General features: G+C 64.2%; 18 protein-coding genes. 2 read left to right on the top strand and 16 right to left on the bottom strand.

The genetic code is table 11. From position 1 onward, the window contains the following. Nucleotides 1-297 precede the first annotated feature (297 nt). Nucleotides 298-1,320 carry a helix-turn-helix domain-containing protein gene (locus VF673_RS09005; protein WP_440291671.1) on the top strand — a complete coding sequence of 341 codons (1,023 nt, stop codon included), beginning with the start codon at nt 298-300 and terminating at the stop codon, nt 1,318-1,320. Here the strand turns inward: VF673_RS09005 and VF673_RS09000 are convergent. The 4 genes from VF673_RS09000 to smc form a co-directional block, all read right to left on the bottom strand. After that, the gene (locus tag VF673_RS09000; RefSeq protein WP_440291670.1) at nt 1,287-2,273 is read right to left on the bottom strand and encodes a tRNA dihydrouridine synthase; all 987 of its coding nucleotides are present in this window, start codon (nt 2,271-2,273) and stop codon (nt 1,287-1,289) included. The genes VF673_RS09005 and VF673_RS09000 overlap by 34 nt on opposite strands. Next, on the bottom strand, nt 2,273-4,645 hold the full coding sequence (ligA, locus tag VF673_RS08995) for an NAD-dependent DNA ligase LigA (protein WP_440291669.1): 2,373 nt from the start codon (nt 4,643-4,645) through the stop codon (nt 2,273-2,275). The genes VF673_RS09000 and ligA overlap by 1 nt, the downstream gene beginning before the upstream one ends. Nucleotides 4,646-4,765: 120 nt before the next feature. Further along, on the bottom strand, nt 4,766-5,635 hold the full coding sequence (zipA, locus tag VF673_RS08990; protein ID WP_440291668.1) for a cell division protein ZipA: 870 nt from the start codon (nt 5,633-5,635) through the stop codon (nt 4,766-4,768). A gap of 149 nt (nt 5,636-5,784) precedes the next feature. Beyond that, entirely contained in the window at nt 5,785-9,285 is a 3,501-nt protein-coding gene (smc, locus tag VF673_RS08985; RefSeq protein ID WP_440291667.1) for a chromosome segregation protein SMC, read from the bottom strand. 241 nt (nt 9,286-9,526) lie between these two features. Here smc and VF673_RS08980 point away from each other — a divergent pair, with 241 nt between their 5' ends. Beyond that, complete coding sequence (locus tag VF673_RS08980) at nt 9,527-10,978, top strand: SLC13 family permease (RefSeq protein WP_440291666.1); 1,452 nt, start codon at nt 9,527-9,529, stop codon at nt 10,976-10,978. 5 nt (nt 10,979-10,983) lie between these two features. On the opposite strand, the gene VF673_RS08975 is transcribed toward VF673_RS08980, so the two are convergent. The 12 genes from VF673_RS08975 to VF673_RS08920 all read right to left on the bottom strand — a co-directional run bounded on the left by VF673_RS08975 (nt 10,984) and on the right by VF673_RS08920 (nt 23,374). Continuing rightward, nucleotides 10,984-12,795, bottom strand: coding sequence for an ABCB family ABC transporter ATP-binding protein/permease (locus tag VF673_RS08975; protein ID WP_440291665.1), 1,812 nt, complete (start codon nt 12,793-12,795; stop codon nt 10,984-10,986). 73 nt (nt 12,796-12,868) lie between these two features. Continuing rightward, the gene (locus VF673_RS08970; RefSeq protein WP_440291664.1) at nt 12,869-14,260 is read right to left on the bottom strand and encodes a hypothetical protein; all 1,392 of its coding nucleotides are present in this window, start codon (nt 14,258-14,260) and stop codon (nt 12,869-12,871) included. Between the two features lie 160 nt (nt 14,261-14,420). Next, entirely contained in the window at nt 14,421-15,224 is an 804-nt protein-coding gene (locus VF673_RS08965) for a dienelactone hydrolase family protein (protein WP_440291663.1), read from the bottom strand. Between the two features lie 86 nt (nt 15,225-15,310). Then, nucleotides 15,311-15,709, bottom strand: a complete 399-nt coding sequence (locus VF673_RS08960) for a DUF2802 domain-containing protein (protein WP_440291662.1) — start codon at nt 15,707-15,709, stop codon at nt 15,311-15,313. A 5-nt stretch (nt 15,710-15,714) separates the two neighbouring features. Continuing rightward, nucleotides 15,715-16,194, bottom strand: coding sequence for a chemotaxis protein CheW (locus VF673_RS08955; protein ID WP_090537472.1), 480 nt, complete (start codon nt 16,192-16,194; stop codon nt 15,715-15,717). Nucleotides 16,195-16,299: 105 nt separating this feature from the next. After that, nucleotides 16,300-16,977, bottom strand: a complete 678-nt coding sequence (locus VF673_RS08950; RefSeq protein ID WP_440291661.1) for a CheW domain-containing protein — start codon at nt 16,975-16,977, stop codon at nt 16,300-16,302. Beyond that, entirely contained in the window at nt 16,977-17,771 is a 795-nt protein-coding gene (locus tag VF673_RS08945) for a ParA family protein (protein WP_440291660.1), read from the bottom strand. The genes VF673_RS08950 and VF673_RS08945 overlap by 1 nt, the downstream gene beginning before the upstream one ends. 25 nt (nt 17,772-17,796) lie before the next feature. Further along, nucleotides 17,797-18,618, bottom strand: a complete 822-nt coding sequence (gene motD / locus VF673_RS08940; RefSeq protein ID WP_273123276.1) for a flagellar motor protein MotD — start codon at nt 18,616-18,618, stop codon at nt 17,797-17,799. A gap of 3 nt (nt 18,619-18,621) precedes the next feature. Further along, nucleotides 18,622-19,362, bottom strand: coding sequence for a flagellar motor protein (locus VF673_RS08935; protein ID WP_090537479.1), 741 nt, complete (start codon nt 19,360-19,362; stop codon nt 18,622-18,624). Further along, complete coding sequence (locus VF673_RS08930; RefSeq protein ID WP_440291659.1) at nt 19,362-20,471, bottom strand: protein-glutamate methylesterase/protein-glutamine glutaminase; 1,110 nt, start codon at nt 20,469-20,471, stop codon at nt 19,362-19,364. Before VF673_RS08930 ends, VF673_RS08935 begins: the two co-directional genes overlap by 1 nt. A gap of 9 nt (nt 20,472-20,480) precedes the next feature. Next, nucleotides 20,481-22,565, bottom strand: coding sequence for a chemotaxis protein CheA (locus VF673_RS08925; protein WP_440291658.1), 2,085 nt, complete (start codon nt 22,563-22,565; stop codon nt 20,481-20,483). An 11-nt stretch (nt 22,566-22,576) separates the two neighbouring features. Then, entirely contained in the window at nt 22,577-23,374 is a 798-nt protein-coding gene (locus tag VF673_RS08920) for a protein phosphatase CheZ (protein ID WP_090537487.1), read from the bottom strand. Nucleotides 23,375-23,376 lie beyond the last annotated feature (2 nt).

Genomic DNA, 23,376 nt, shown 5'->3' with positions numbered 1-23,376 from the left:
GAAAATCCCCCTTCGCTCAGATTGCATGCCGTGGAGATGTCTGCTAAAACAGCCCTGCCTTGGGCCTTTGTAACAGCCGTGCGGCCTGGTGCCGATCTTTTCTGTCTTCCCCAGTTGACCATCCCCCAAAGGGGTCAGGCCGGTGATTCCGGGAAGACAGGAATAACGCCTAATTTTGCACAGCGAAACATCATTTTACAGTTCCTGGCGCAGCTCTGCGCCCACCCGAGATGACTCCAGAGACAGAACGAGCTTCTGTCACCACAGAATAATGGGAGCTCTATGCTGGGAAGCAGTATGGACAACAAGAGAAGTCGGATTCGTGAGCACGCCCACTGGGTGTTGATCATGGAGCGAGCATTGGCCCAGTACGGCCTGAGCCTCAGTCATTCCAGCCTTGCACAGGAGCTGACCAGAAGCCCGCTGCCCGCCTCGCTCTTCATCGAGCAGGCCAATGCCAATCTGATCTGGAGCGAAGCGCTGCGGCTGGCCGGGGACGACCTGTTCGGCCTGCGCCTGAACCGGATTCATTCGCCCTCGGCCATGGGCCTGCTGGCCCTGGCCGCCAGCACGTCCGCCAGCATAGGCGCCGCGCTGGAACATCTGACTCGCTTCTTTCCCATCATGAGCACCCAGGTACGCGTGGAACTGCGTCGGGACATTGGCGAATCCCATCTGTTGCTGACACCGGTCGGCGAGCCCCACCCCCAGCATCTGGAGGCGGTGATCGGCTATCTGGGCCAGATCCTCCGACAGCTGGACGACTCGGGCAAGGGTCTGTTCCGCCGTGCCACCCTGCGCCGTCCTCCCGAGGAACTGGCGGAGTGTCACCGTCTGCTGGAATGTGATGAGGTGGTTTCCGGTCCGGCCTGTTCGCTGACCATGCCGCTGGGCCTGCTGGAGACGCCACTGGTAACCGCGGATGCCTTCATCTGCTCGCGGCTGATCGATACCCTGCAGGACATCCTCGCCAGCCAGCCTTCCCATGATCTGGTGGAGCAGGTCAAACGCCGCATTCAGCTGCTGCTCGGCTCCGGCGATATCAGCGTGGAACGGGTGGCCAGTCCGATGAACATCAGCCCACGCCATCTGCGTCGCAAGCTGAGCCAGGAAGGGACCTCCTACGAACAGCTGGTAGACGAAGTGCGCCGGGAAACCGCCATTCGCATGATCGGTGAGGGGGAGCTGTCGCTGACCAGCATCGCCTATGAGCTGGGGTTTCTCGACCCGAGCAGCTTCACCCGGGCCTTCCGCCGCTGGACCGGCATGAGCCCCACCGCCTTCCGTCAGCAGGTGCTGGACGGCGCCGCGAGCAGCTGAGCTGCACTGCCCTGCTCCAGCAGCTCAGCCACCTGATCGGCACAGGTCTGCCGGCGGATCTGATCGAAGAGTATCCGCGCCTGGGGATAGACGCCCGCCAGCATGGCCAGCCACTGCTTGAGCCGACCGGGCACGTGGCGATCGACCACCCGTTCGCGTACCTGGGCATAGAAATCCACCAGCCAGGGATGCAGGGATTCCCAGCCCATCGCCGCTGCCGCTTCCCCTGAACAGCTGCGCTGGATGACCAGCGCCAGATCCGGACAGGCAACCAGGCCTCGGCCTATCATCACCTGCTCGCAACCGCTGACCCGTCGTATCTCCCGGTAGGTCTGCAGATCGACGACATCGCCGTTGGCCACCACGGGCACCGACACCGCCTCGCGTACCCGGGCCAGCCAGGTCCAGTCCGCCGGCGGGCGATAGCCCTGTTCACGGGTGCGAGCGTGAACGGCAATCTCTGCAGCCCCCCCGTCAGCCAGGGCCTGGGCACATTCGAGGGTCTGACTGGTATCGCTGTAGCCCAGGCGCATCTTGGCCGTGACCGGGACACGGGCAGGGAGCGCCGCGCGCATTGCCGAGACGATACGGTAGAGGGTTTCCGGCTCGCGCAGCAGGGTGGCGCCGCCACGGTGACGGTTGACTGTCTTGGCCGGGCAACCGAAGTTCAGATCCACCGCCGGCGCACCCAGATCGGCCAGCCAGGCGCCATTGTACGCCAGCCAGTCCGGATCGGAGCCAAGCAGCTGCGGATGCACCGGCACTCCCGCTGCAGTACGCCAGCCTTGACGGCTTTCAGGGAGGATACGGTGCAGGGCCGCCGGGTGCAGCGGGCCATCGGTCACCCGGATGAACTCACTGACGCAGCGATCGATACCACCGATGCGGGTGAGAATATCGCGCATGGGCGCGTCCACCAGACCCTCCATCGGGGCCAGGATGACCCTGTGCATCAGGGTGTGATTCCGTGGTCGGCCAGCAGCTGCAGCAGGCCGGCCTCGTCCAGCACCGGAATACCGAGCTGTTCGGCCCGCGCCAGCTTGCTGCCAGCGCCCGGCCCGGCGACCACGCAGTGGGTCTTGCTCGATACACTGCCGGCGACCTTGGCGCCCAGGCGCTCCAGATACTCCTTGGCCACGTCCCGGGAAAAGGCTTCCAGGGTGCCGGTCAGCACCCAGGTCTGGCCGCCCAGAGGCAACTCGCCGCTCTGACTGCGGGGACTTTCCCAGTGCATGCCGAAATCCCGCAGCTGTTGCTCGATATCCAGCACTCGCTGACGCGTGCTGGCATCGGCGAAATAATCGCGCAGACTCCGGATCGCCTTCTCGTTGAGCCGCTCCACCTGTTTCAGGTCCAGCCAGTCGGCTTCGATAATCGCCAACAGGCTGCCGAAACGTTCGGCCAGGCGCTGGGCACTAGTGGCGGCGACCGAGGGAATTTCCAGCCGGGCGAGGAACTCACCCAGGCTGACACTGGCGGCGAACTCCGGCGCCAGATCGCCCTCCTCCTGCAGCTGCACGCCGCGTTCGAGCAATTGGCGGATCACCTTGCGGTTGTGTTCATCCTCGAAGAAGGCGGTGATCTCGTGGGCGACCTCGGCACCGATCTCGGGGAGGAACTGCAGCACCTCGGGGCGCGCCTGGCTGATGCGCTCCAGTGATCCCAGGGCGCGGGCCAGCAGCTTGGCGGTCTCCTCCCCCACATCGGGAATGCCCAGGGCGTAGATGAAGCGGGCCAGGTTCGCCTGTTTGCTCTGCTGGATGGCCAGCAGCAGATTGTTGGTCGACACCTCCGCGAAGCCATCCAGGGTAACGACCTGATCATAGGTCAGCGCATAGAGGTCGGCAGGCGAGGCAATCATCTCCCGCTCGATCAACTGCTCGACGATCTTCTCGCCGAGCCCGTCGATGTCCATTGCCCGACGGGAGACGAAATGGATGATCGCCTGCTTGAGCTGCGCCTTGCAGGCCAGTCGGCCGACACAGCGGTACACCGCGCCTTCGGTAACCGTCTGCCTGCCCCGCCCGCGCTTGACCAGCTGGGTACGTTCCACCGCCGAGCCACACACCGGGCAGTGTTCGGGAATCTGCACCGGGCGTGCATCGGCGGGTCGCAGGTCGGTCACCACCTGCATGACCTGGGGAATGACATCGCCGGCACGGCGGATGATCACGGTATCGCCGATCATCACACCGAGGCGCTGCACTTCGTCCATGTTATGCAGGGTGGCATTGGATACCGTCACCCCGGCCACCTGCACCGGGCGCAATCGCGCTACCGGGGTAACCGCGCCGGTGCGGCCGACCTGGAATTCCACATCCAGCAACTCGGTCATCTCCTCGCTGGCGGGAAACTTGTGGGCGATGGCCCAGCGCGGCTCACGGGCGCGGAAGCCGAGCTCGCGCTGCCAGCCCAGATCATTGACCTTGAACACCACACCATCTATCTCATAGGGCAGACTGCTGCGTCGCTCGCCGATGTCCCGGTAGTAGTCCAGACAGCCGTCAATACCCTCGACCAGCTTCAGCTCCCGGCTGATCGGCATTCCCCAGTCCCGCAGCCGATGCAGTATGCCGACCTGGGTGTCCGGCAGCTCCCCCTCGAACCGGCCTATGCCGTAACTGCAGAATTCCAGGGGACGACGGGCAGTGATGCCCGAGTCCAGCTGACGCAGGGAGCCGGCCGCCGCATTGCGCGGGTTGGCGAAGGTCTTGCCCCCGGTTTCCCGGGCCTCGGCGTTCAACCGCTCGAAGCCGGCCTTGGGCATGTAGACCTCACCCCGCACCTCCAGAACAGCCGGCCATCCTTCACCGCGCAGCCGCAGCGGAATGTTGCGCACGGTACGCACATTGGCGGTAATGTCCTCGCCGGTGGTGCCATCACCCCGGGTGGCTCCCCGAGTGAGCACGCCATCCTCATACAGCAGGCTGATGGCCAGACCGTCGAGCTTGGGTTCGCAGCAATAGGCCACACTGCTGCCTGCGGCAAACAGGTCACCCTCAGGCAGGTCCAGGGTGCGGCGGATGCGACGGTCGAAGTCCAGCAAGTCCGATTCGGCAAAGGCATTGCCCAGGCTGAGCATGGGCACTTCATGGCGGACCTGGCCGAAGGCGCCGGAGGCCAGGCCTCCCACCCGCTGCGTCGGGGAGTCCGGCGTCACCAGATCCGGGTTGGCCTCTTCCAGCGCCCGCAGCTCCGTGAACAGACGGTCGTACTCCGCATCGGGCACGGTGGGTTCATCGAGCACGTAGTAGCTGTAGTTGTGCTGGTCGATAAGATCGCGCAGTTCTTTGACGCGCAGGGCCGGATCGGGTTGTACGGTCATGATGTTTTGTGGCACCGGGGTGGAACAGGGCCAATGATTGTAGCAGGGATGACGGGGGAAATTGCGCCCGGGCCTCAGCGCGCAGGGGGACACGGGCGGGTGGACCCGCCCGGATAGAACTCAGCGGCGATGGCTCATGCGCTTGCGCTCGAACTCGGCGATGCGCTGGCGGTAATGCTCTATGGTCTGGGCGGTGAGCACGCTGCGGTGCTCATCCTTGAGGTCGCCTCCCAGCTCCTGCCCGACCTTGCGTGCGGCGGCAATCATCAGATCCAGAGCCTGCTTGGGATGACGGGGACCGGGGAGCCCCATGAAGAAGCTGACGGCCCGTACGTGACCGGTTTCCAGGGCATCCGGATCGAAGGTGCCGGGCTTCAGGGCGTTGGCCATGGAGAACAGCACATCCCCGTACCCGGTCATGCTTTCGTGGCGGTGAAAGATATCCATGTCGCCGAAGCGCAGGCCGCTCTCCATGATGCTCTGCAACAGAGCCGCACCCGGGAAGCCCTCCTCACTGCGCGAGACCACATGGATGACCAGCACCTCATCCACGGGTGCCGGCTCGCTGGCCGCCGCGGCTCCGGATGCTGCAGAGGAAGCGCTGGCGGACGCGGTCGCCGGCTCCTCATCCTCCACCCGGGATTTGCGCGCGCCACGCCAGGCCTGCGGTTGCGAAACCGGAGCCTCCTCGGGCTCGTCCAGATCCAGTCCGACCTGCTGGGGCTGGCGCGGCTGCTCGGCAACGTCGACGTCGGTAGCCAGACCGAACTCCTCGCTGAGGGATGGCTCTGCCCTGTCGGCGCGGGAAACGATGCGGGCCGGACCGAGCAGCTCATCGTGATCAGGAGCATCAGAGAGGTCTCGCAGATTGCGCTCCAGCTTCAGGCGTATGCGCGAGCGTCCACCCATGCGCCGCCAGCCGTCGAAAAGGATCCCCGCGATAACCAGAAGGCCGATGATGATCAGCCATTCACGCAAACCAAAATCCATGAATAATGTGTTCCCGTCTGTTTTGCCGTAACCGTTGGGCAGTGCACTGGCGGGCACCGCACGACATCCCGGAGCCCGTCATTTCCACAACATACTTTCACCCATGCAAGACAGTAACATGCTCGCAGGGGAGTTTGCACCGGGCGATTCTATACTTCCGCCAGTGCCGCCGCCTCCTCGACATTCACTGAGACCAGGCGTGAACATCCGGGTTCATGCATGGTCACCCCCATCAGCTGATCGGCCATCTCCATGGCTATCTTGTTGTGGGTGATATAGATGAACTGAACCCGATCGGACATCTCCTTGACCATGCGCGCGTAACGCCCCACGTTCGCATCGTCCAGCGGGGCATCGACCTCATCCAGCATGCAGAAGGGTGCCGGGTTGAGCTGGAAGATGGAGAACACCAGGGCGATCGCGGTCAGGGCCTTTTCACCACCGGACAGCAGGTGGATGGTGCTGTTCTTCTTGCCCGGCGGACGGGCCATGATGGTGACACCGGTGTCCAGCAGGTCGTCCCCGGTCAGTTCCAGCCAGGCACTGCCGCCGCCGAACACCTTGGGAAACAGATGCTGCAACCCGCCGTTGACCTTGTCGAAGGTTTCCTTGAAGCGATTGCGGGTTTCCTTGTCGATCTTGCGGATCACCTGCTCCAGGGTCTGCAGAGCCTCTTCCAGATCCGCATTCTGGGCATCGAGATAACGCTTGCGCTCGGACTGCTGCTCGTACTCCTCGATGGCGGCCAGGTTGATCGCGCCCAGGCGCTGGATCTGGGCGTCCAGCCGTGCCAGCTGCTGTTCCCAGTCTGCCTCGGTGGCCCCTTCCGGCAGGGTTGTCAGTACCGTGCGCAGATCGTACCCGGCTTCCAGAAGCTGTTCCTGCAGCCCCTGGCGACGGGTCTGCATGTCCCGGGTCAGCAGGCGCCGATCATCCAGCTGGGTCCGCAGTACCTGGGCCTGCTGCTCGGCCTGACTGCGCCTGCGCTCCTGCTCGCGCATCTGCTGGTCCACCTGTTCCAGTGCCTGGCGGGCAATACCCAGATCCTCTTCGGCCTGGACCCGGCGTTCCAGCAACGCCTCCAACTCCATGCGCTGATCCTCTTCCGGATCCCGGGCTTCCTCCAGCTGCATCTGCAGCTGTTCCCGGCGCTCGGCCAGCCGCTCGGTCTGGGCATGCAGACGGTCCAGCCCCTGGCGGGTGGATTCCAGTTGCGCGCGCAGCGACTGCACGCGCAGCGCCAGTTGATGCGCCCTGTCCCGGTTCTGCCGTGACTGTTCCCGGGCGGCCTCGAGCTGACCCCGTACCTGCTCGCGCTGCTGCGTCAGCTGCTCGCGCTGCTCGGCGTCGGCCGCCATGAGATCGAGCGCTTCCTGCAGTACCAGCCGTGCTTCGGCCAGTTGCTCAAGCTCTTCGCTGCGCTGGGCGCGGATGTCCTCGAGGTCAGCGGCAATGCGCTGACGACGGGCGTGCATCTGCTCGAGCCTGACCTGCAGCGCCGAGTTGCGCGCCTTGATCTCACCCTGCTCCCGGCCGAGCCTGGCCAGCCCCTGTTGCAGTGCATCACGCTGCTGTTCATGGTGCTGTATTCGCTCGCGATGCAGGGCCAGCTGTTCCTCACCTTCGGCCAGCCGAGCCTCCTGCTCCTCCAGACTGGCCTGCAGCTGCTGCATCTCCTGCTGACGGGCCAGCACCCCCGCTTCCTGGTCATCGCCCGCGCGAAAGCGCAGCCAATTGGGGCCTATCCAGTGCCCGGCAGGCGTGACGATGGATTCGTGGCTGGCGAGGCTGTCGCGCAGAGCCAGCGCCTGCGGCAGATCCGCAGCGGTACGCACGTGACCGAGCCAGGGCTCCAGCGCCAGCGGCGAGGAAACCCGGGCCAGCAGACTGTCCCCGGCGGCGGGCGATCCGTCAGCGGGAAGGGCATCCACCAGACGCAGTTGCCCCTGGGTAAAGCTGCCCAGCATGTCCTGCACAGCGTCCAGGGAGTCAAGGCTGATCGCCTGCAGATCGGCGGCGAGCACGGTTTCCACCGCTCGTTCCCAACCGGGTTCCACCTGCAGGCGCGTCGCCAGTACCTGTGCATCTTCCAGCCCCTGCTCGCGCAGCCACTTCTGCACCCCCGCCCCCTGGTCCAAGGCTGCCTGCTGCAGGGCTTCGAGCGAAGCCAGACGTCCGCCGCTGCGCTGATATTCTCCGCGGCGGATATCCAGTTCCTGGGCGGCAGCATCCAGCGCCTGGCGTTCACGCTGCAGGCTGTCTGCAACCTCGTCGAGCTGCTGCTGATCGGTTTCGGCACGCAGCTCGAGCTCAGCCAGCTGCTCTGCCAGAGCAGCCACATCCTCCTCCAGGCCGCCCGAGTCGAGGCCGCCACCCTCCTCTTCCAGGCGCCGCAGGCGGTCACCGAAGCGCTCCACGCTCTGCTCCAGATGGCGGATCCGTGACTGGGCCACTTCCGCCTGCTGGCGGGTAGCACTGGCCCGCTGGTTGAACTCGTCCCAGCGAGCCTGCCACTGTTGCATGGCCTCTTCGGCGGCAAGGCTCGCCTGAGCGGTATCCTCATCCGCCATACCGGCCATTTCCAGCTCGGGTTCGATACGCGCCAGCTCTGCGGTCAGATCGGCAAGCAGCGCCTGATCCTGGCTCAGGTGACTCTGCGCCTCTGCCCAGGCCTGGTCGGCCTGCTGCAGGTCCTCCTGCAGCTGCCGCTGGCGGTCCCGGTTGAACTGCAGCGCCTGCTCGATGCGGCTGATATCGGCACCGATGCTGTAATAGCGCGCCTGCACCTGATTGAAACTGTCGTTCAGCTCGGTGTGCTGATCGCGCCACTTCTCGATCTCGCTGTCGGCGTTGCGCTGCTCGGCGATCACCGCCTCCAGCGCAACCTCGAGACTGCGTACTTCCTGCTCCCGCTCCCGGGTCTGGGTATCCAGGCTCCGCCAGCGCAGGGCCTGCAGCTGGGCCTTGAGCTGGCGTTCCTCGGCCTTCCAGGCCTTGTACTTCTCGGCAGCCTGCGCCTGACGATGCAGGTGCGCCAACTGACGCTCCAGCTCCTCGCGCAGGTCGGTCAGACGCTCGAGGTTCTCATGGGTACGGCGGATGCGATTCTCGGTTTCGCGCCGGCGCTCCTTGTATTTGGAGATGCCGGCGGCCTCTTCGATGAACAGGCGGAGCTCGTCGGGCTTGGCCTCGATGAGCTTGGAAATCATGCCCTGTTCGATGATCGAATAGCTGCGCGGACCCAGCCCGGTACCGAGAAAGATGTCGGTAATGTCCCGGCGGCGGCATTTGGTACCGTTGAGGAAGTACTGGTTCTGCCCTTCCCGGGTCACCTTGCGGCGGATGGAGATCTCGTTGTAGCCTGCATATTCGCCCTGGAGGGTACCGTCGCTGTTATCGAACACCAGCTCGATGGAGGCCTGACCGACCGGCTTGCGGGTGTTGGAGCCATTGAAGATGACGTCGGTCATCGACTCCCCACGCAGGTTCTTGGCTGAACTCTCGCCCATGACCCAGCGCACCGCATCAATGATGTTGGACTTGCCACAGCCGTTGGGCCCGACCACGGCCGCCATGTTGCTCGGGAAGTGAACAGTGGTCGGATCCACGAAGGACTTGAAGCCTGCCAGTTTGATGCATTTCAATCGCATGGATTAAGCCTGTCCTTGCCAGGGCAGTAATAAAAGAGCCTTTTTACCCCCTACGTACCACAATGAGAAGCCCCGCATAAAAACGTCCCTGTGTCTACTAGACTAAAAGCGCGGCGCCAGAGTGGTTTTCCATCAAGCCAGTCCGGCACAATTTCCGGCTTGCCGAAAATTGCAGCTCGGGACCCCGGCTCCCACTGCGATGGACGTCACCGGTTTTCAATCCCTGACACGGAAAAAAAAGATGCTTGAACTCGATAATACCCATCCCAGCGGCATTCCCGTTTCGCGGATCGTCGGCCTGCTGGTGGGCATTGCCCTCCTCGTGGCCACTCTGATACTACCTGCCCCCAGCGGCATGAGCGAGCCCGCCTGGAAGGCGGCAGGTCTGATGTTCCTGTTGGCAGCCTGGTGGTCAACCGAAGCGATTCCGATCCCGGCCACCTCCCTGCTGCCGATCGTACTGGTCCCCGCGCTTGGCCTGGGCACTGTTGCCCAGGCTACAACCCCCTATGCCAACCCCACGATTTTCCTGTTCATGGGCGGCTTTGTTCTGGGACTGGCCATGCAGCGCTGGAATCTGCACAAGCGCATCGCACTGAGCGTATTGCTGGCGGTGGGCAGCAAGCCCAGCCACCAGATCGGTGGTTTCATGATCGCCACTGCCTTCCTCAGCATGTGGGTAAGCAACACGGCGACCGCCATCATGATGCTGCCCATTGGCCTGTCCGTGGTCAGCATGTATGACGGCGATCAGCCCGAAGCGGTGCGCAAGTACGCAGTCGCCCTGCTGCTGGGTATTGCTTATGCAGCCAGCATCGGCGGTATCGGCACCCTGATCGGCACGCCGCCCAACGCATTGCTCGCCGGCTTCCTGTCCAGCGAATACGACATCCAGATCGGCTTTGCCCAATGGATGCTGATCGGCGTGCCGATTGCCCTGACCATGCTGGTGGTTGTCTGGTACATGCTGTCCCGGAAGGACTTCGGCCTGACCTCCAGCAACAGCCGGGATCTGCTGCGCCAGCAACTGGTCGACCTGGGGCCGATGAGCCGCGGTGAGAAGCTGGTTGGCATCATGTTCCTGCTGACCGCCGCCGCGTGGATCTTTCAGCCGGTGCTCGGCAAGAGTCTGCCCTGGCTGAACGACACCGTGATCGCCATTGCCTCGGCCATCATCATGTTCATGATTCCGGTTGACCTGAAGAAACGTCAGTTCCTGATGGACTGGGAAACCACCACGACCATGCCCTGGGGCGTGCTGCTGCTGTTCGGTGGCGGCCTGTCCCTGGCCGCCGTCATCAGCTCCTCCGGACTGGCAGTCTGGATCGCGGAAAGCCTGGGCATCTTCGGCACGCTGCCGGTGCTGGCCATGGTCCTGCTGATCACCACGGTCATCCTGTTCCTCACCGAGGTCACCAGCAACACCGCCACTGCCGCAGCCTTCCTGCCTCTGGTGGGTGCTCTGGCCCTGGCCCAGGATGTATCGCCGATCCTCTTCGCCGTACCCGCGGCAGTAGCCGCCAGCTGCGCCTTCATGATGCCGGTGGCCACGCCGCCGAACGCCATCGTGTTCGGTACCGGCCACATGAAGATCAGCGACATGATCAATGCCGGCTTCAAGCTCAACCTCGCCGGCGTCGCCATTGTCGGCATCATGGCCTACTACCTGATGTTCTGGGTGTTCGGCCTCTGAGACTCTCAGTGTGACAAGGAACCGCCGCCTGGCAACGGGTCGGCGGTTTTTTGTTGCTCGGCCCACAGCCGGGCATAGGCGCCATTGGCAGCGAGCAGCTGCTGATGGCTGCCGCGTTCGACAATGCGGCCCTGATCCAGCACCAGAATCTGCTCGGCATGGACTATGGTCGACAGCCGGTGGGCAATCGCCAGTGTCGTACGCCTTTGCGAGACCAGATTCAGGGCGTCCAGGATGCGCCTTTCGGAATGGGTGTCCAGCGACGCCGTGGCCTCGTCCAGAATCAGCACCGGCGGATTCTTCAGCAGCACCCGGGCGATGGCAATACGCTGCTTCTCGCCGCCGGACAGTTTGAGCCCACGCTCACCCACCTGGGTTTCCAGCCCCTGGGGAAGGCGCTTGATGAACTCCTCCAGCTGGGCCAGACGCAGCGCCTCCCAGATCTCCTCCTCGGTTGCTCCCGGGCGCCCGTAGGCGATATTGAAACCGATGGTATCGTTGAACAGCACGGTATCCTGGGGCACCACGCCGATGTGGGCGCGCAGGCTCTGCTGGGTCACCTCGCGGATATCCTGCCCATCGATGCGGATGCAGCCCTGATCCACGTCATGGAACCGGAACAACAGGCGCGCCAGAGTCGATTTGCCGGCCCCGCTGGGGCCGACCACGGCCAGGGTATGGCCGGCGGGAATGGTAAAGCTGACCTCATGCAGTATGGGCCTGTCCGCCTGATAGGCAAAGCAGACGCCTTCGAAACGGACGTCGCCCCCCGTCACCTGCAGCGCTGGCGCCTGGGGCAGGTCCTGCACCTTCACCGGCGCCTCCAGCAGACCGAACAGGCGCTCGATGTTGATCAGGGCCTCGCGGATCTCCCGGTAGATGAAGCCGAGGAAGTTGAGCGGGATGAACAGCTGAATCATGTAGGCGTTGATCATCACAAGCTCCCCCAGGGTCATGGCGCCGCTGGCCACCTGGCTGGCGGCCATCACCATGAGCAGGGTCACCGAGCCGGCAATGATGAAGGCCTGACCGGAATTCAGTGCCGACAGCGACAGCCGCGTCTTCATTCTCGCGGTCTCCCACCCGGCCAGATGAGCATCGTACTGGCGCGCCTCGAACGCCTCGTTGCCGAAGTACTTCACCGTCTCGTAGTTCAGCAGGCTGTCCACCGCCCGGGTATTGGAACTGTTGTCCAGCTTGTTGCTCTCGCGCACAAAGCGGTTTCGCCACTCGGTGAAACTGATGGTGAACAGCCCGTACACCAGCACTGACCCCAGCACCGCCAGGGCGTACATCGGGCTGAAGTTGACCAGCAGGATGCCGGCGATCAGGGCGATCTCCAGTACCGTCGGGATGATGTTGAACACCATGAATCGGAGCAGGAAGCTGATGCCGCTGGTGCCCCGTTCGATATCCCGGGCCAGTCCGCCGGTACGTCGGGACAGATGGAAGCTCAGGTCAAGCCGGTGCAGGTGCTCGAAAACCCTGAGGGAAATGCGACGCATCGCCCGCTCGGCTACTCGGGCGAATACCGCGTCGCGCAGCTCGGAGAAAAACACGGTGGCAAAGCGCAGCAGACCATAGCCGATCAGCAGGGCCACGGGCACCAGCATCAGCGACTCGGGGCTGTTCTCGAAGTGCTCGACGATCAGCTTGAGCACCCAGGGGACCGCCACACCAGCCAGCTTGGCCAGCACCAGGCAGGCCATGGCGAGCAATACCCGGCCCCGGAACTCGCTCAGATAGGGCAGCAGACTGCGGATGATCCGCCAGTTGACCGGACCAGCGGAATATTGACTATCGCTACGGGGGCGCACGCATTACCTCGGGAAGCCATTTTGCCGAGCCGGCAGTCTAGCATTCCCGAGGTGGCACGGGGGCAGTGCGGATTCAGCCCTCCTGCTCCAGGCCTGCACGGCGCGGATCGACGACCTTGAGCTCGTCCGCTGTCGGTGCCGGCGCCGTGTCCCAGCCCACCAGCAGCAGCGTCGTGGCGACCCCGAACAGCAGCCCTACCCAGGGCTCGAAGAAGGCCAGACCGGCACCTATCATCAGTACCGCGCCGCGGGAGGCGTTGTTGGTGGGAATGCCCATGGCGATATAGGCACAGGCAAAGCCGGTAAGCACCAGGGTCAGAGACAGGGCAATGCCCAGCAGCGGCTGCAGACCGGTCAGCAGCGGCAGCAGGAAGAACAGCACCGGAATGCCCATCCCGTAGTAGGAGATGAGTCCGCTGTGCAGACTGTCCATGGCTTCACGCCCCTGCTTCCAGCGCTGGACGATGATCACGTGAACGCCGGTCCACATGGCACCCTGGGTCGGGAACACCGGGGCGATGACCCCCATCAGTGCGTTGCGGATCGCCAGGGCCAGGTGAGAACGGGTCGGGTTGATATCGATGTGATCATCGGGACGACTCTTCTGCCCTTCGAGAATGACCTCGTTGCCGGTGACCAGATCACCGAACAGGATGATGTAGGTGATCAGCGCCAGCGGCATGGCCTGAAGCATCAGACTGACACTCGGAAAACCGATGGAGAACGGCGACATCTTGGCCCACATGTCGCCAACCGGCGGAATCAGGATGCCCCACTGGACGTTGTAGTCCACCTCGCCGACCAGCGGGCCGACAACGGCCGCCACCAGAAAGCCCGGCAGCAGCCCCAGCGCGGCGATCAGCGCTACCCAGCGATATTTCTCGCGCCAGCGCTGCATGGGCAGCGAGAAGGCGAAGATCAGGCAGACCGCACAGGCCAGGGCCGTGGCAATCGGCTGCTGCAGCAAAAATCGCTCCGCATCATCGATGAATACCCGCTTGAGGGCCGCCAGCGCGGCGCCGAGAATGATGCCGGCCTTGAGGGTGTCCGGCAGCCAGACAATGAAGCGTCGGCCCAGCCCGGTGACACCCAGCACGAACAGCAGCAGAGCGAAGTCCAGCGACAGTGCGGCCATGGCCTGCAGGCGCAGACTCGGGTCCTCGCCTATGCCGATGGCGAAGGCCAGTACCAGCGGCAGCGCCGGAGTCAGCCAGCCCGGCGCGTAGGGTTCGCCGAACACGATCAGGGCACTGCTGATGAGTATCGAATGGATCATGGAGGCCGCCACCGCCTCCTCGAAGGTCAGACCGAAGAACATGGTCATGATGGGAATCAGCGACAGCCCGGTGGCAGCGGCGATGAAGATGCCCTGCAGCAGCTCCGGCCAATACAGCCGGGTGTGGTAGAAGGGCATGCGGAAGGTGAAAGGCCCCCAGCGCCAGCCTGGCAGCTCAGGTCTAGACATGTGTAACTCCCTGGTTGTTGTTATTGGTCTGTTGCCAGTATCCGTCGGCGGCGCAGCGGACTCCAGCCACCGCCACCGTTATCCATGCGCTGAATATCACCCGTTATGGTCATCCCTGCCCTGCCCCGCCGACCCTATCGGAAGACCTCTGGCCGGGGCCTCAGCGCGAGGTGTCCGGCACAGGCAACGCCATGGTTTCGGCGAAGAACAGCCGCATCTGGCGGAAGGCGCGGTCGGCCACCCGCGCATCATACATGGCCTGTCCGGGGAGATTGGCGGTGGGATCGGTGAAGGAGTGTACCGCGCCGCCGAAGCTGAGCAGCTGCCAGTCATCTGTCCTGGCATTGCGCATTTCCGCCTCGAAGTCGACCACCTGCTGCGGCGGGACATAGGGATCGTCCGCACCATGCAACACCAGCACCGGAGACTTCACTGCTCCCGGCTTGGTCGGCAGGCCGGTATCCAGGTTGCCGTGGAAGGACACCACGCCGCTGAGGGCTGTGCCGGACCGCGCCAGCTCCAGCACCGAAGTGCCACCGAAACAGAAGCCGATGGCGCCCATGCGGGAGGTATCCAGCAGCTCGGCCGCCTCCCGACGGAACACCTCCAGCGCGGCATTGACCCGGGTGCGCATCAGCTCGGTGTCACCCTTCACCGCACCGGCGGCGGCACCGGCCTGGGCAGCATCCGCCGGGCGGATGTGCCTGCCGTACATGTCGGCGATGAACACCACATAGTCGCTGCCGGCAGCGCGCCAGGCCTTCTTCGCGGCATTCTCGGTGACCCCCATCCAGTTCGGCACCATCAGCAATCCCGGACGGGGCGCGGTGACGCTGTCATCGTAGACCAGCAGTCCCTGGAAGACTTCGCCGTCGATGTGGTAGTCCACCGTGCGGGTGGCCATGTCCGCCTGGGCCAGGGACGCGCTGCCGGCCAGTATCAGAGTGGTAAGTAACCTGTTCATGTGTGGTCGCCTGCATTGCAAGGGGAAATGCCAGACAGCATAGACGATGCAGGGGGGATATGGGGCGGGCCCGGATGGGGGAGCCGTCAGTCGCGCTGACCGTGCAGCTTGAGCATGAGTTCGGCTTCGCTGCGACTGAGTCCACAGGCCTGCATCAGGTCATCGGTACTGGCGCCCATCTGTACCAGTCGACTGGCCTGGTTGTAGGGCATGCCCTGGACATCCTGCTGCTCCACCCGCTGCTGGCGGTTTTCCAGCTGACCCAGCTTCTCGCGCAGGCTGAGCAACTCCTCGCCCATGCGGATATTGCTCTGCTGGTACTCCGCGAGTTTCTGTCCCAGCTTGTCGATACGGGCATCCAGCCGGGCCTGCTGCTCGTGCTGGAGGCGGGCCAGCCGTCGCTGGCCGAGGAGGCTGGCAATCAGCAACGACACCAGTGTCCCCAGCAGCAGCCCCGCACCCAGAAGCAGCCAGCGTTCATCCATGGGCGTCAGATATCCTGCAACTCTGCCCACTCGTCATCGGTCATCATCTTTTCCAGATCGACCAGAATCAGCAGCTCGTCATTCTTGTTGCATACGCCCTGGATGAACCTGGCCGCCTCGTCAGTACCAACATGCGGCGCGGTCTCGATCTCGGACTGTCGCAGGTAGACCACCTCGGCGACACTGTCGACCAGAATGCCGACCACCTGGCGGTCCGCCTCGATGATCACGATACGGGTCTGCTCGGTCACCGGTGCCGGCGCCAGGCCGAAGCGCTGGCGGGTGTCGATCACAGTGACCACATTGCCACGCAGGTTGATGATGCCCAGCACATACTCGGGGGCGCCGGGAACAGGAGCAATTTCGGTGTGGCGCAGGACTTCCTGCACCTGCATCACATTGATCCCGTAGGTCTCGTTATCCAGGCGGAAGGTCACCCATTGCAGAATCGGATCTTCGGCGGTCTGTGCGGTGTTGTTCTTCATCGTTCTCGTATCTCGACGTCAATGCCCCGTTCCCGGCCATGCTCGGCTTCGAAGGGTGGCGATAGTTGCATCCTAAACGGGCCCCGGTGTCTTTACCAGCGCGACTCAACTGCTGTGGCTGATGAGCGCAGCCAGGGCTCCGACATCCAGCAGGGCGCACATGTGGTCGATGACGATTCCGGCCAGCCACGGCCGTTTACCCGCCCCCGAACGCCATTTCACCTGGGCCGGATCCAGACGGACGGACTCGCTGACGCTGTGTACCGCCAGCCCCCAGTCGAATCCCTGTATGGAGATCACGTAACGCAGCTCTTCACGCAGCTCGGGATGGTACCGCTCGGGCATCACCCAGCGGGCGGTATCCACTACCCTGAGACTGCCCTGCCCGGTCGGCAGCAGGCCGAGGAACCAGTCCGGCTGACCGAACAGCGGAGTGATGGGGCCATCCAGAGGGTGAATGCTGCCAAGGGAAACCAGCGGGACCGCCAGGGTCAGGCCGCCCACATCGAACAGCAAGGCATCGAAGGGCTGCTCACGCCAACTGCCGCCGGGCACCGGAGCAGCCGCCTGCGGGGTGGGCTCGGGTTCTGCCGGTGTTGCCGGGGTCTCCACCGGGGACAGCGCCTGCGGCGTGCGTGCCTCGGCTGCGGGGGACACCGGCACATCGGGCACACTCTGCTCGGCCAGCGCCAGATCGGCGGCCGCCTCCTGCAGCAGCGAGTCCAGATAGCATTGCAGCGTCTGGGCAGGTACATAATGCTGAACAGCCAGCGAATCGCTCATCAGGCAGTCTCCTCGGATCGGGCCACACTCTGCACCAGCAGATACCGCAGCAACGCCCGGTATGCCAGCACCCCCCTGGCGTTGGGCTCCAGCTGTGACGGTACAACGCCCGCCAGGCTGGCGTCTCGCAGCTTGGTGTCAATGGGGATGTAGGCCTGCCACATCTGTTCGGCATAGTCGTTGCGCAGTTTGCGCAGGGTGCTCAGGGACGCCTGGGTCCGGCGGTCGAACAGCGTCGGCACTATGGTATAGGGCAGCGCCCGGCGCCGGGACCGGTTGACCATGGTCAGGGTGTGCACCATGCGTTCCAGCCCCTTCAGCGCCAGGAATTCCGTCTGGACAGGCACTATCAGTCGCTGGCAGGCGGCCAGGGCGTTGATCATCGAGACACCAAGCAGCGGTGGGCTGTCGATGATGACGAAGTCGAACTCCCCCTGCAGCTGCTCCAGGGCGCGTGACAGAACCAGGCCGAAGCCGCCCTGGGTGGCCGACTGACGTTCCAGTGTAGCCAGCGACGTGCTGGAGGGCAGCAGCCTGATGCTGTCGTGGGACGTCGTCAGCAGCAGGGCCGCCGCCAGCCCATCGGGCACGCTGCCCTGATGCTGGAACAGGTTGAACACGCTGCTGGTCAGCTGGTCGGGGTCATGTCCGAAGTAGCTGGTCATGGAGCCATGGGGGTCCAGATCGACCACCAGCACGCGCTGGCCCTGATCGGCCAGCAGACCGGCCAGGGCCACGGTCGAGGTGGTCTTGCCCACGCCGCCTTTCTGATTGGCCACAGCCCATACCTTCATCGCACTGCTCCCGTTGTCCGTCGCATCAGCCCGGTCCCACATCCTGCGCCGCCTCGCTGCGCGCCTGGCGCATGCTCGGCAGGTCACCTTCCGGGCCCTGGTGGCGCCGGTCGGTATAGCGTGATACCAGCAGCACTACGCGGCGGTTGGCGCGGCGACCGGCTTCGGTACTGTTATCGGCAATCGGTCGATGTTCTCCATAGCCGACCGCAGCCAGGCGCCCGGCTTCGATGCCGCCGGCGCTGAGCATGCGCACGACAGTGGCAGCCCGGGCGGCAGACAGCTCCCAGTTGGTGGGATAGAGCCGCGAGCGGATCGGCAGGTTGTCGGTGAACCCCTCCACGTGGATGGGATTGTCGTAGGGTGCCAGGATGCCGGCGATACGTTCGATCAGGTCGAAGGCGCTGTTCAGGGGCAGCGCATCACCGCTGGGAAACAGCAGGCTGGAGCTCAGTTCGATCTCGATCCACAGCTCGTTGGCGTGCACCCGCAGGTCGCCGACGCTGATCAGCTCGCCGAAGGCGGCCTGCATGGCGTCGGCAATATCCTCGAGCGGATCCTGACTGCCGCTGCCGCTGGTGCCGCCTTCGCTGGCGACGGACTCCGCCACCTGGGTTGGCGTGGGTGAGCGCGGAATGACCTCCCCCAGCTGTATCGGATCCAGGGTTTTCGGGGCCTGGCTGAACACCCCCATCAGCGATTCGGTCAGGACCTTGTACTTGCCCTCGTTGACCGAGGAGATGGAGTACATGACCACGAAGAAGGCAAACAACAGGGTGATGAAGTCCGCGTAGGACACCATCCAGCGTTCGTTGTTGGCGTGCTCTTCTTCCCGATGCCTGCGCATGGATCAGTCCAGGAAGCCTTCGAGCTTCATTTCGATGGAGCGGGGATTCTCGCCCTCGGCAATGGACAACAGACCCTCGAGGATCATTTCCTGGTATCGGGACTGTTCGAGCACCACCGCCTTGAGCTTGGCGGCCACCGGCAGCAGGAAGAGGTTGGCCAGGGCCACCCCGTAGATGGTGGCCACGAAGGCCACGGCAATGCCGCTGCCCAGCATGGACGGATCGGCCAGGTTGCCCATGACATGAATCAGGCCCATGACCGCCCCGATGATGCCAATGGTAGGAGAGTAGCCGCCCATGCTTTCATAGACCCTGGCCGCCCGCAGGTCGCGGTTCTCCCGGGTGATCAACTCGACTTCCAGGATACTGCGCAGGGTATCGGCCTCGCAGCCGTCGGCAAGCAGCTGCAGCCCCTTGCGTGCGAACAGATCCGGCTCCATATCCGCGGAGGCCTCCAGACCCAGCAGACCTTCCTTGCGAGCCATGTTGCTCCAGTTGACCACCTGGCCTATGCCCTCGCGAAATGGCGCACGGGGTGCACGGAACACCCAGCCGAGCATGGCCAGGGCCCGTTTGAAAACCGCCAGCGGGGTCTGGATGAAGGCTGCCCCCAGGGTACCACCGACCACGATGAGCGCCGCCGGGCCATTGACCAGCGCGCCGATATGCCCCCCCTCCAGGTGGTTGCCACCTATGATGGCGACCAGCGCCAGCAGCAGCCCGATGACACTGAGGATATCCATCAGCCCAGCTCCGTCAGATAACGGGCGATCTCGTCCAGATCGTACACGCCGTCTGCCAGGTTGGCCTTGACCACCGCCATGGGCATGCCGTAGATCACGCAGCTCGCCTCGTCCTGGGCCCATACGGTGCTGCCGGCCTGCTTGAGCATGCGTGCCCCTTCCCGGCCATCGGCACCCATTCCGGTAAGTACTATCGCCAGCACCTTGTCCTGCAGGGCGCGGGCGGCCGAGCCGAAGGTCACATCCACGCTGGGCTTGTAGTTGAGACGCTCGTCCCCGGGCAGAATGCGTACGGTACCGCGCGCGTCGATCATCATCTGCTTGCCGCCCGGTGCCAGCAGAGCCACACCCGGGCGCAGCATGTCACCGTCCACCGCCTCCCGGACACTGATCTGGCAAAGCTTGTCGAGGCGTTCGGCAAAGGCCGTGGTGAAGGTCCCGGGCATGTGCTGGATCAGCAGTATGGGGGCGGGAAAACTGGCAGGCAACCGGGTCAGAATCTTCTGCAGGGCAACCGGCCCGCCGGTGGAGGTGCCTATGGCCACCAGCTTGTAGCTGCGCTTGCGTGGCGCCGCACTGCGCCGGACGGGCTCGGCCGGGGCCGGCGCCCGAGCCGTTGCAGCAGCCCGTGGAGCCAGGGGCTGACGCGCCGCTGGCGCAGGGGCAGCGGACGCCACCGGTGCCGCAGCCGCGCCCAGTCCCAGGGAGCGCCGGTTGCTGCGCGCCAGCGCGTGGACGCGCTCGCAGAGCAGCTGGCGAACCTTTTCCGGGTGGCGGGAGATATCCTCGAAATTCTTCGGCAGGTAGTCCGCGGCACCGGCGTCCAGGGCATCGAGACTGACCCGCGCGCCCTCATAGGTCAGCGAGGAGAACATGAGCACGGGTGTGGGCTGACGCTGCATGATCTGGCGCACGGCGGTAATGCCGTCCATCACCGGCATCTCGTAGTCCATGGTGATCACGTCCGGATGCAGGGCCAGTGTCTGCTCCACCGCCTCCTGGCCGTTGGTGGCTGTCCCCACCACCTGAATCTGAGGATCGGCACCGAGGATCTCCGCTACCCGCCTGCGGAAGAAGCCCGAGTCGTCCACCACCAGTACCTTGATCAATGCGCTCTCCTAGCCCTTTCGCGCATAGCGCTTGAGCAGTCCCGGGATGTCCAGGATCAATGCGATCCTGCCATCACCGGTGATGGTCGCCCCGGCCATGCCGGGCGTTCCCTGCAGCATTCCGCCCAGGGGCTTGATGACCACCTCTTCCTGTCCTACCAGTTGATCCACCACGAAGCCCACGCGCTGGGTACCGACCGACACTATCACCACACTGGCCGCGGTCCGGTCGATCTCCTCAGAGGCCCCGGGCATCAGCCAGCGCTTGAGCCAGAACAGCGGCAGCGCCTTGTCCCGCACCAGGATCACCTCCTGCCCGTCAACCACATTGGTCCGCGACAGATCCAGATTGTAGATCTCGTTGACGTTCACCAGCGGCAGGGCAAAGGCCTGACGACCGAGCATGACCATGAGGGTCGGCATGATGGCCAGGGTCAACGGCACCTTGATCGAGATACGGGTGCCCTGCCCCTTGGTCGACTCGATGGCGATGGTGCCGTTGAGCTGGGAGATACGGGTGCGCACCACATCCATGCCGACACCCCGCCCGGAGACGTCGGATACCTCGGTCTTGGTCGAGAAACCCGGCGCCAGGATCAGGTTGAAGCATTCGGACTCGCTCAGGCGTTCCGCAGCATCCCGATCCATCATGCCCTTCTCCACCGCCTTGGCACGCAGCACCTCGGCGTCCATGCCCTTGCCATCGTCGCTGATGGTCAGCAGGATGTGATCGCCTTCCTGGCGGGCGGCCAGCACCATCTGACCGACCCGCGGCTTGCCGGCTGCCTCGCGCTCCTCGGGGGATTCGATGCCGTGATCGACCGCGTTGCGCACCAGGTGCACCAGCGGATCGGCGAGGGCCTCCACCAGGTTCTTGTCCAGATCGGTTTCCTCACCGACCAGTTCGAGATCGATTTCCTTTTTCAGGCTGCGCGAGAGGTCCCGTACCACCCGGGGGAAACGACCGAAGACCTTCTTGATCGGCTGCATGCGGGTCTTCATCACCGAGGCCTGCAGGTCCGCAGTCACCATGTCCAGATTGGCCACCGCCTTGGTGAGTTCCTCATCCTCGCTGGTCAGCCCCAGACGGGTCAGTCGGTTGCGCACCAGTACCAGCTCGCCGACCATGTTCATGATCTCGTCCAGCCGGGCGGTATCCACCCGCACTGTGGTTTCGGCCGCAGCGCCATGGTCGGCGCCGGCTTCGCTGCGTCGGGGGGCGGGTTTGGGCGCCGGCTTTTCCTCCGCTGCCGGAGGGGCTGGCGGTTGCGGCTTCGCCGCTTCCGGCGCAGCGGGCGCGGGGGCGCTTACCGGCGTCGGCGTGGTCGCCGCCCCCGGCCCACGGCCGGGACCGTGCAGTTCATCCAGCAGGGATTCGAATTCGTCATCAGTAATGAGATCCTCATCTCCGGCCACCGGCGTGGCCGGGACGCTCGGGACGGCGGTCGGCTGACTGCCGGGTCCCTTGCCGGTGCCGTGCAGCTGGTCCAGCAGGGCTTCGAACTCGTCATCGGTGATCTCGTCGCCGTTGGCATGACCGTCAGCAGCGGCGGGCGCTTCACCGGCCTCCGGGCCGACATGCAGAGCCTCGAGCAGCAGCTCGAACTCGTCATCGGTAATATCGCCATCTGCCTCCAGCACCGGCTCGGCCATCGTGGCCACCACAGGCGCAGCCGGAGCGGCTGGAGCGGCCACGACCTGCTGGGCAGGCTGGGCGAGCGCGGACAGGGCTTCAAGCAGCGCTGGAGCGGCCGGCGTCGGCTCCTCACCATCGCGCACCTGGGCAAACATGCTGTTGATGCTGTCCAGCGCCTGGAGCACCACATCCATCAGCTCGGCGTCGACCTGACGCTCGCCCTTGCGCAGGATGTCAAAGACGTTCTCCGCAATGTGACAGCAGGTTACCAGAGCCTCGAGCTGCAGGAAGCCGGCGCCGCCCTTGACGGTATGAAAGCCACGGAAAATGGCGTTGAGCAGATCGCTGTCGTTGGGGCGATTCTCCAGTTCCACCAGCTGTTCAGATAACAGCTCCAGTATCTCTCCGGCCTCGACCAGAAAGTCCTGGAGAATCTCTTCATCCGCATCAAAGCTCATTCCACGCTCCCTCAGAACCCCAGACTGGACAGGAGGTCATCCACCTCATCCTGCCCCGACACCACATCATCCCTCTTATCGGCATGAATCTGCGGACCTTCAGCCTGCGAAGCAGATTTTCTCTCCTCGGGGTCGGGCAGCTCATGCTGGATACCGGCGATGCGGTCGACCTGCCCCGCCATGCGCACCAGGTTGAGCAGGCTCTCCTCGACGTCATGGACCAGTGTGATGACCCGCTTGATCACCTGCCCGGTGAGATCCTGATAATCCTGGGCCATGAGAATGTCATTGAGGTTGCTGGATACCTCGGCGCTATGCTTCTCGCTGCGCTCGAGAAAGTCCATGATGCTGCGGGACAGGTTGCGGAACTCCTCGGCGGTCATTTCCCTGCGCTGCAGGCGCTTCCATTCCTCGCGCAGGGCAGCCGCTTCCTTACCGAGCTGACTGACCACCGGCGCGCTGCTCTCCACCAGGTCCATGGTCCGGTTGGCGGCCTTGTCGGTGAGCCTGACGACGTAGTCAAGGCGATCGGAGGCGTCGGCTATCTTCGAGTGCTCGCCATGCTCGGAGCCGAAGGAGCGTGCGGTATCCAGCTGAAAGCTGATGATCGAGTTGTGCAGTGCCCGGGTCAGCTTGCCGACTTCGTAGTACAGCCCCCGGTCGCGGGCCTGATTGATCGCATGGATGACCATGACCGCTTCCTTGTAGTCACCCTCCTCCAGATGCTCTACAAGCTTCTGCGCGTTCGTCTTGAGCGATTGCTCGAATTCCTCGGCGGTCGTCTGACCGGCGTTCCCGCTCAATACCATGT

It is taken from the genome of Halopseudomonas sp. Lyrl_26 (assembly GCF_051948695.1).
GTDB classification, from domain to species: Bacteria; Pseudomonadota; Gammaproteobacteria; order Pseudomonadales; family Pseudomonadaceae; genus Halopseudomonas; species Halopseudomonas formosensis.
Note: the sequence above shows the minus strand (reverse complement) of the source record. Positions and strands in the feature narration are given on the sequence as shown.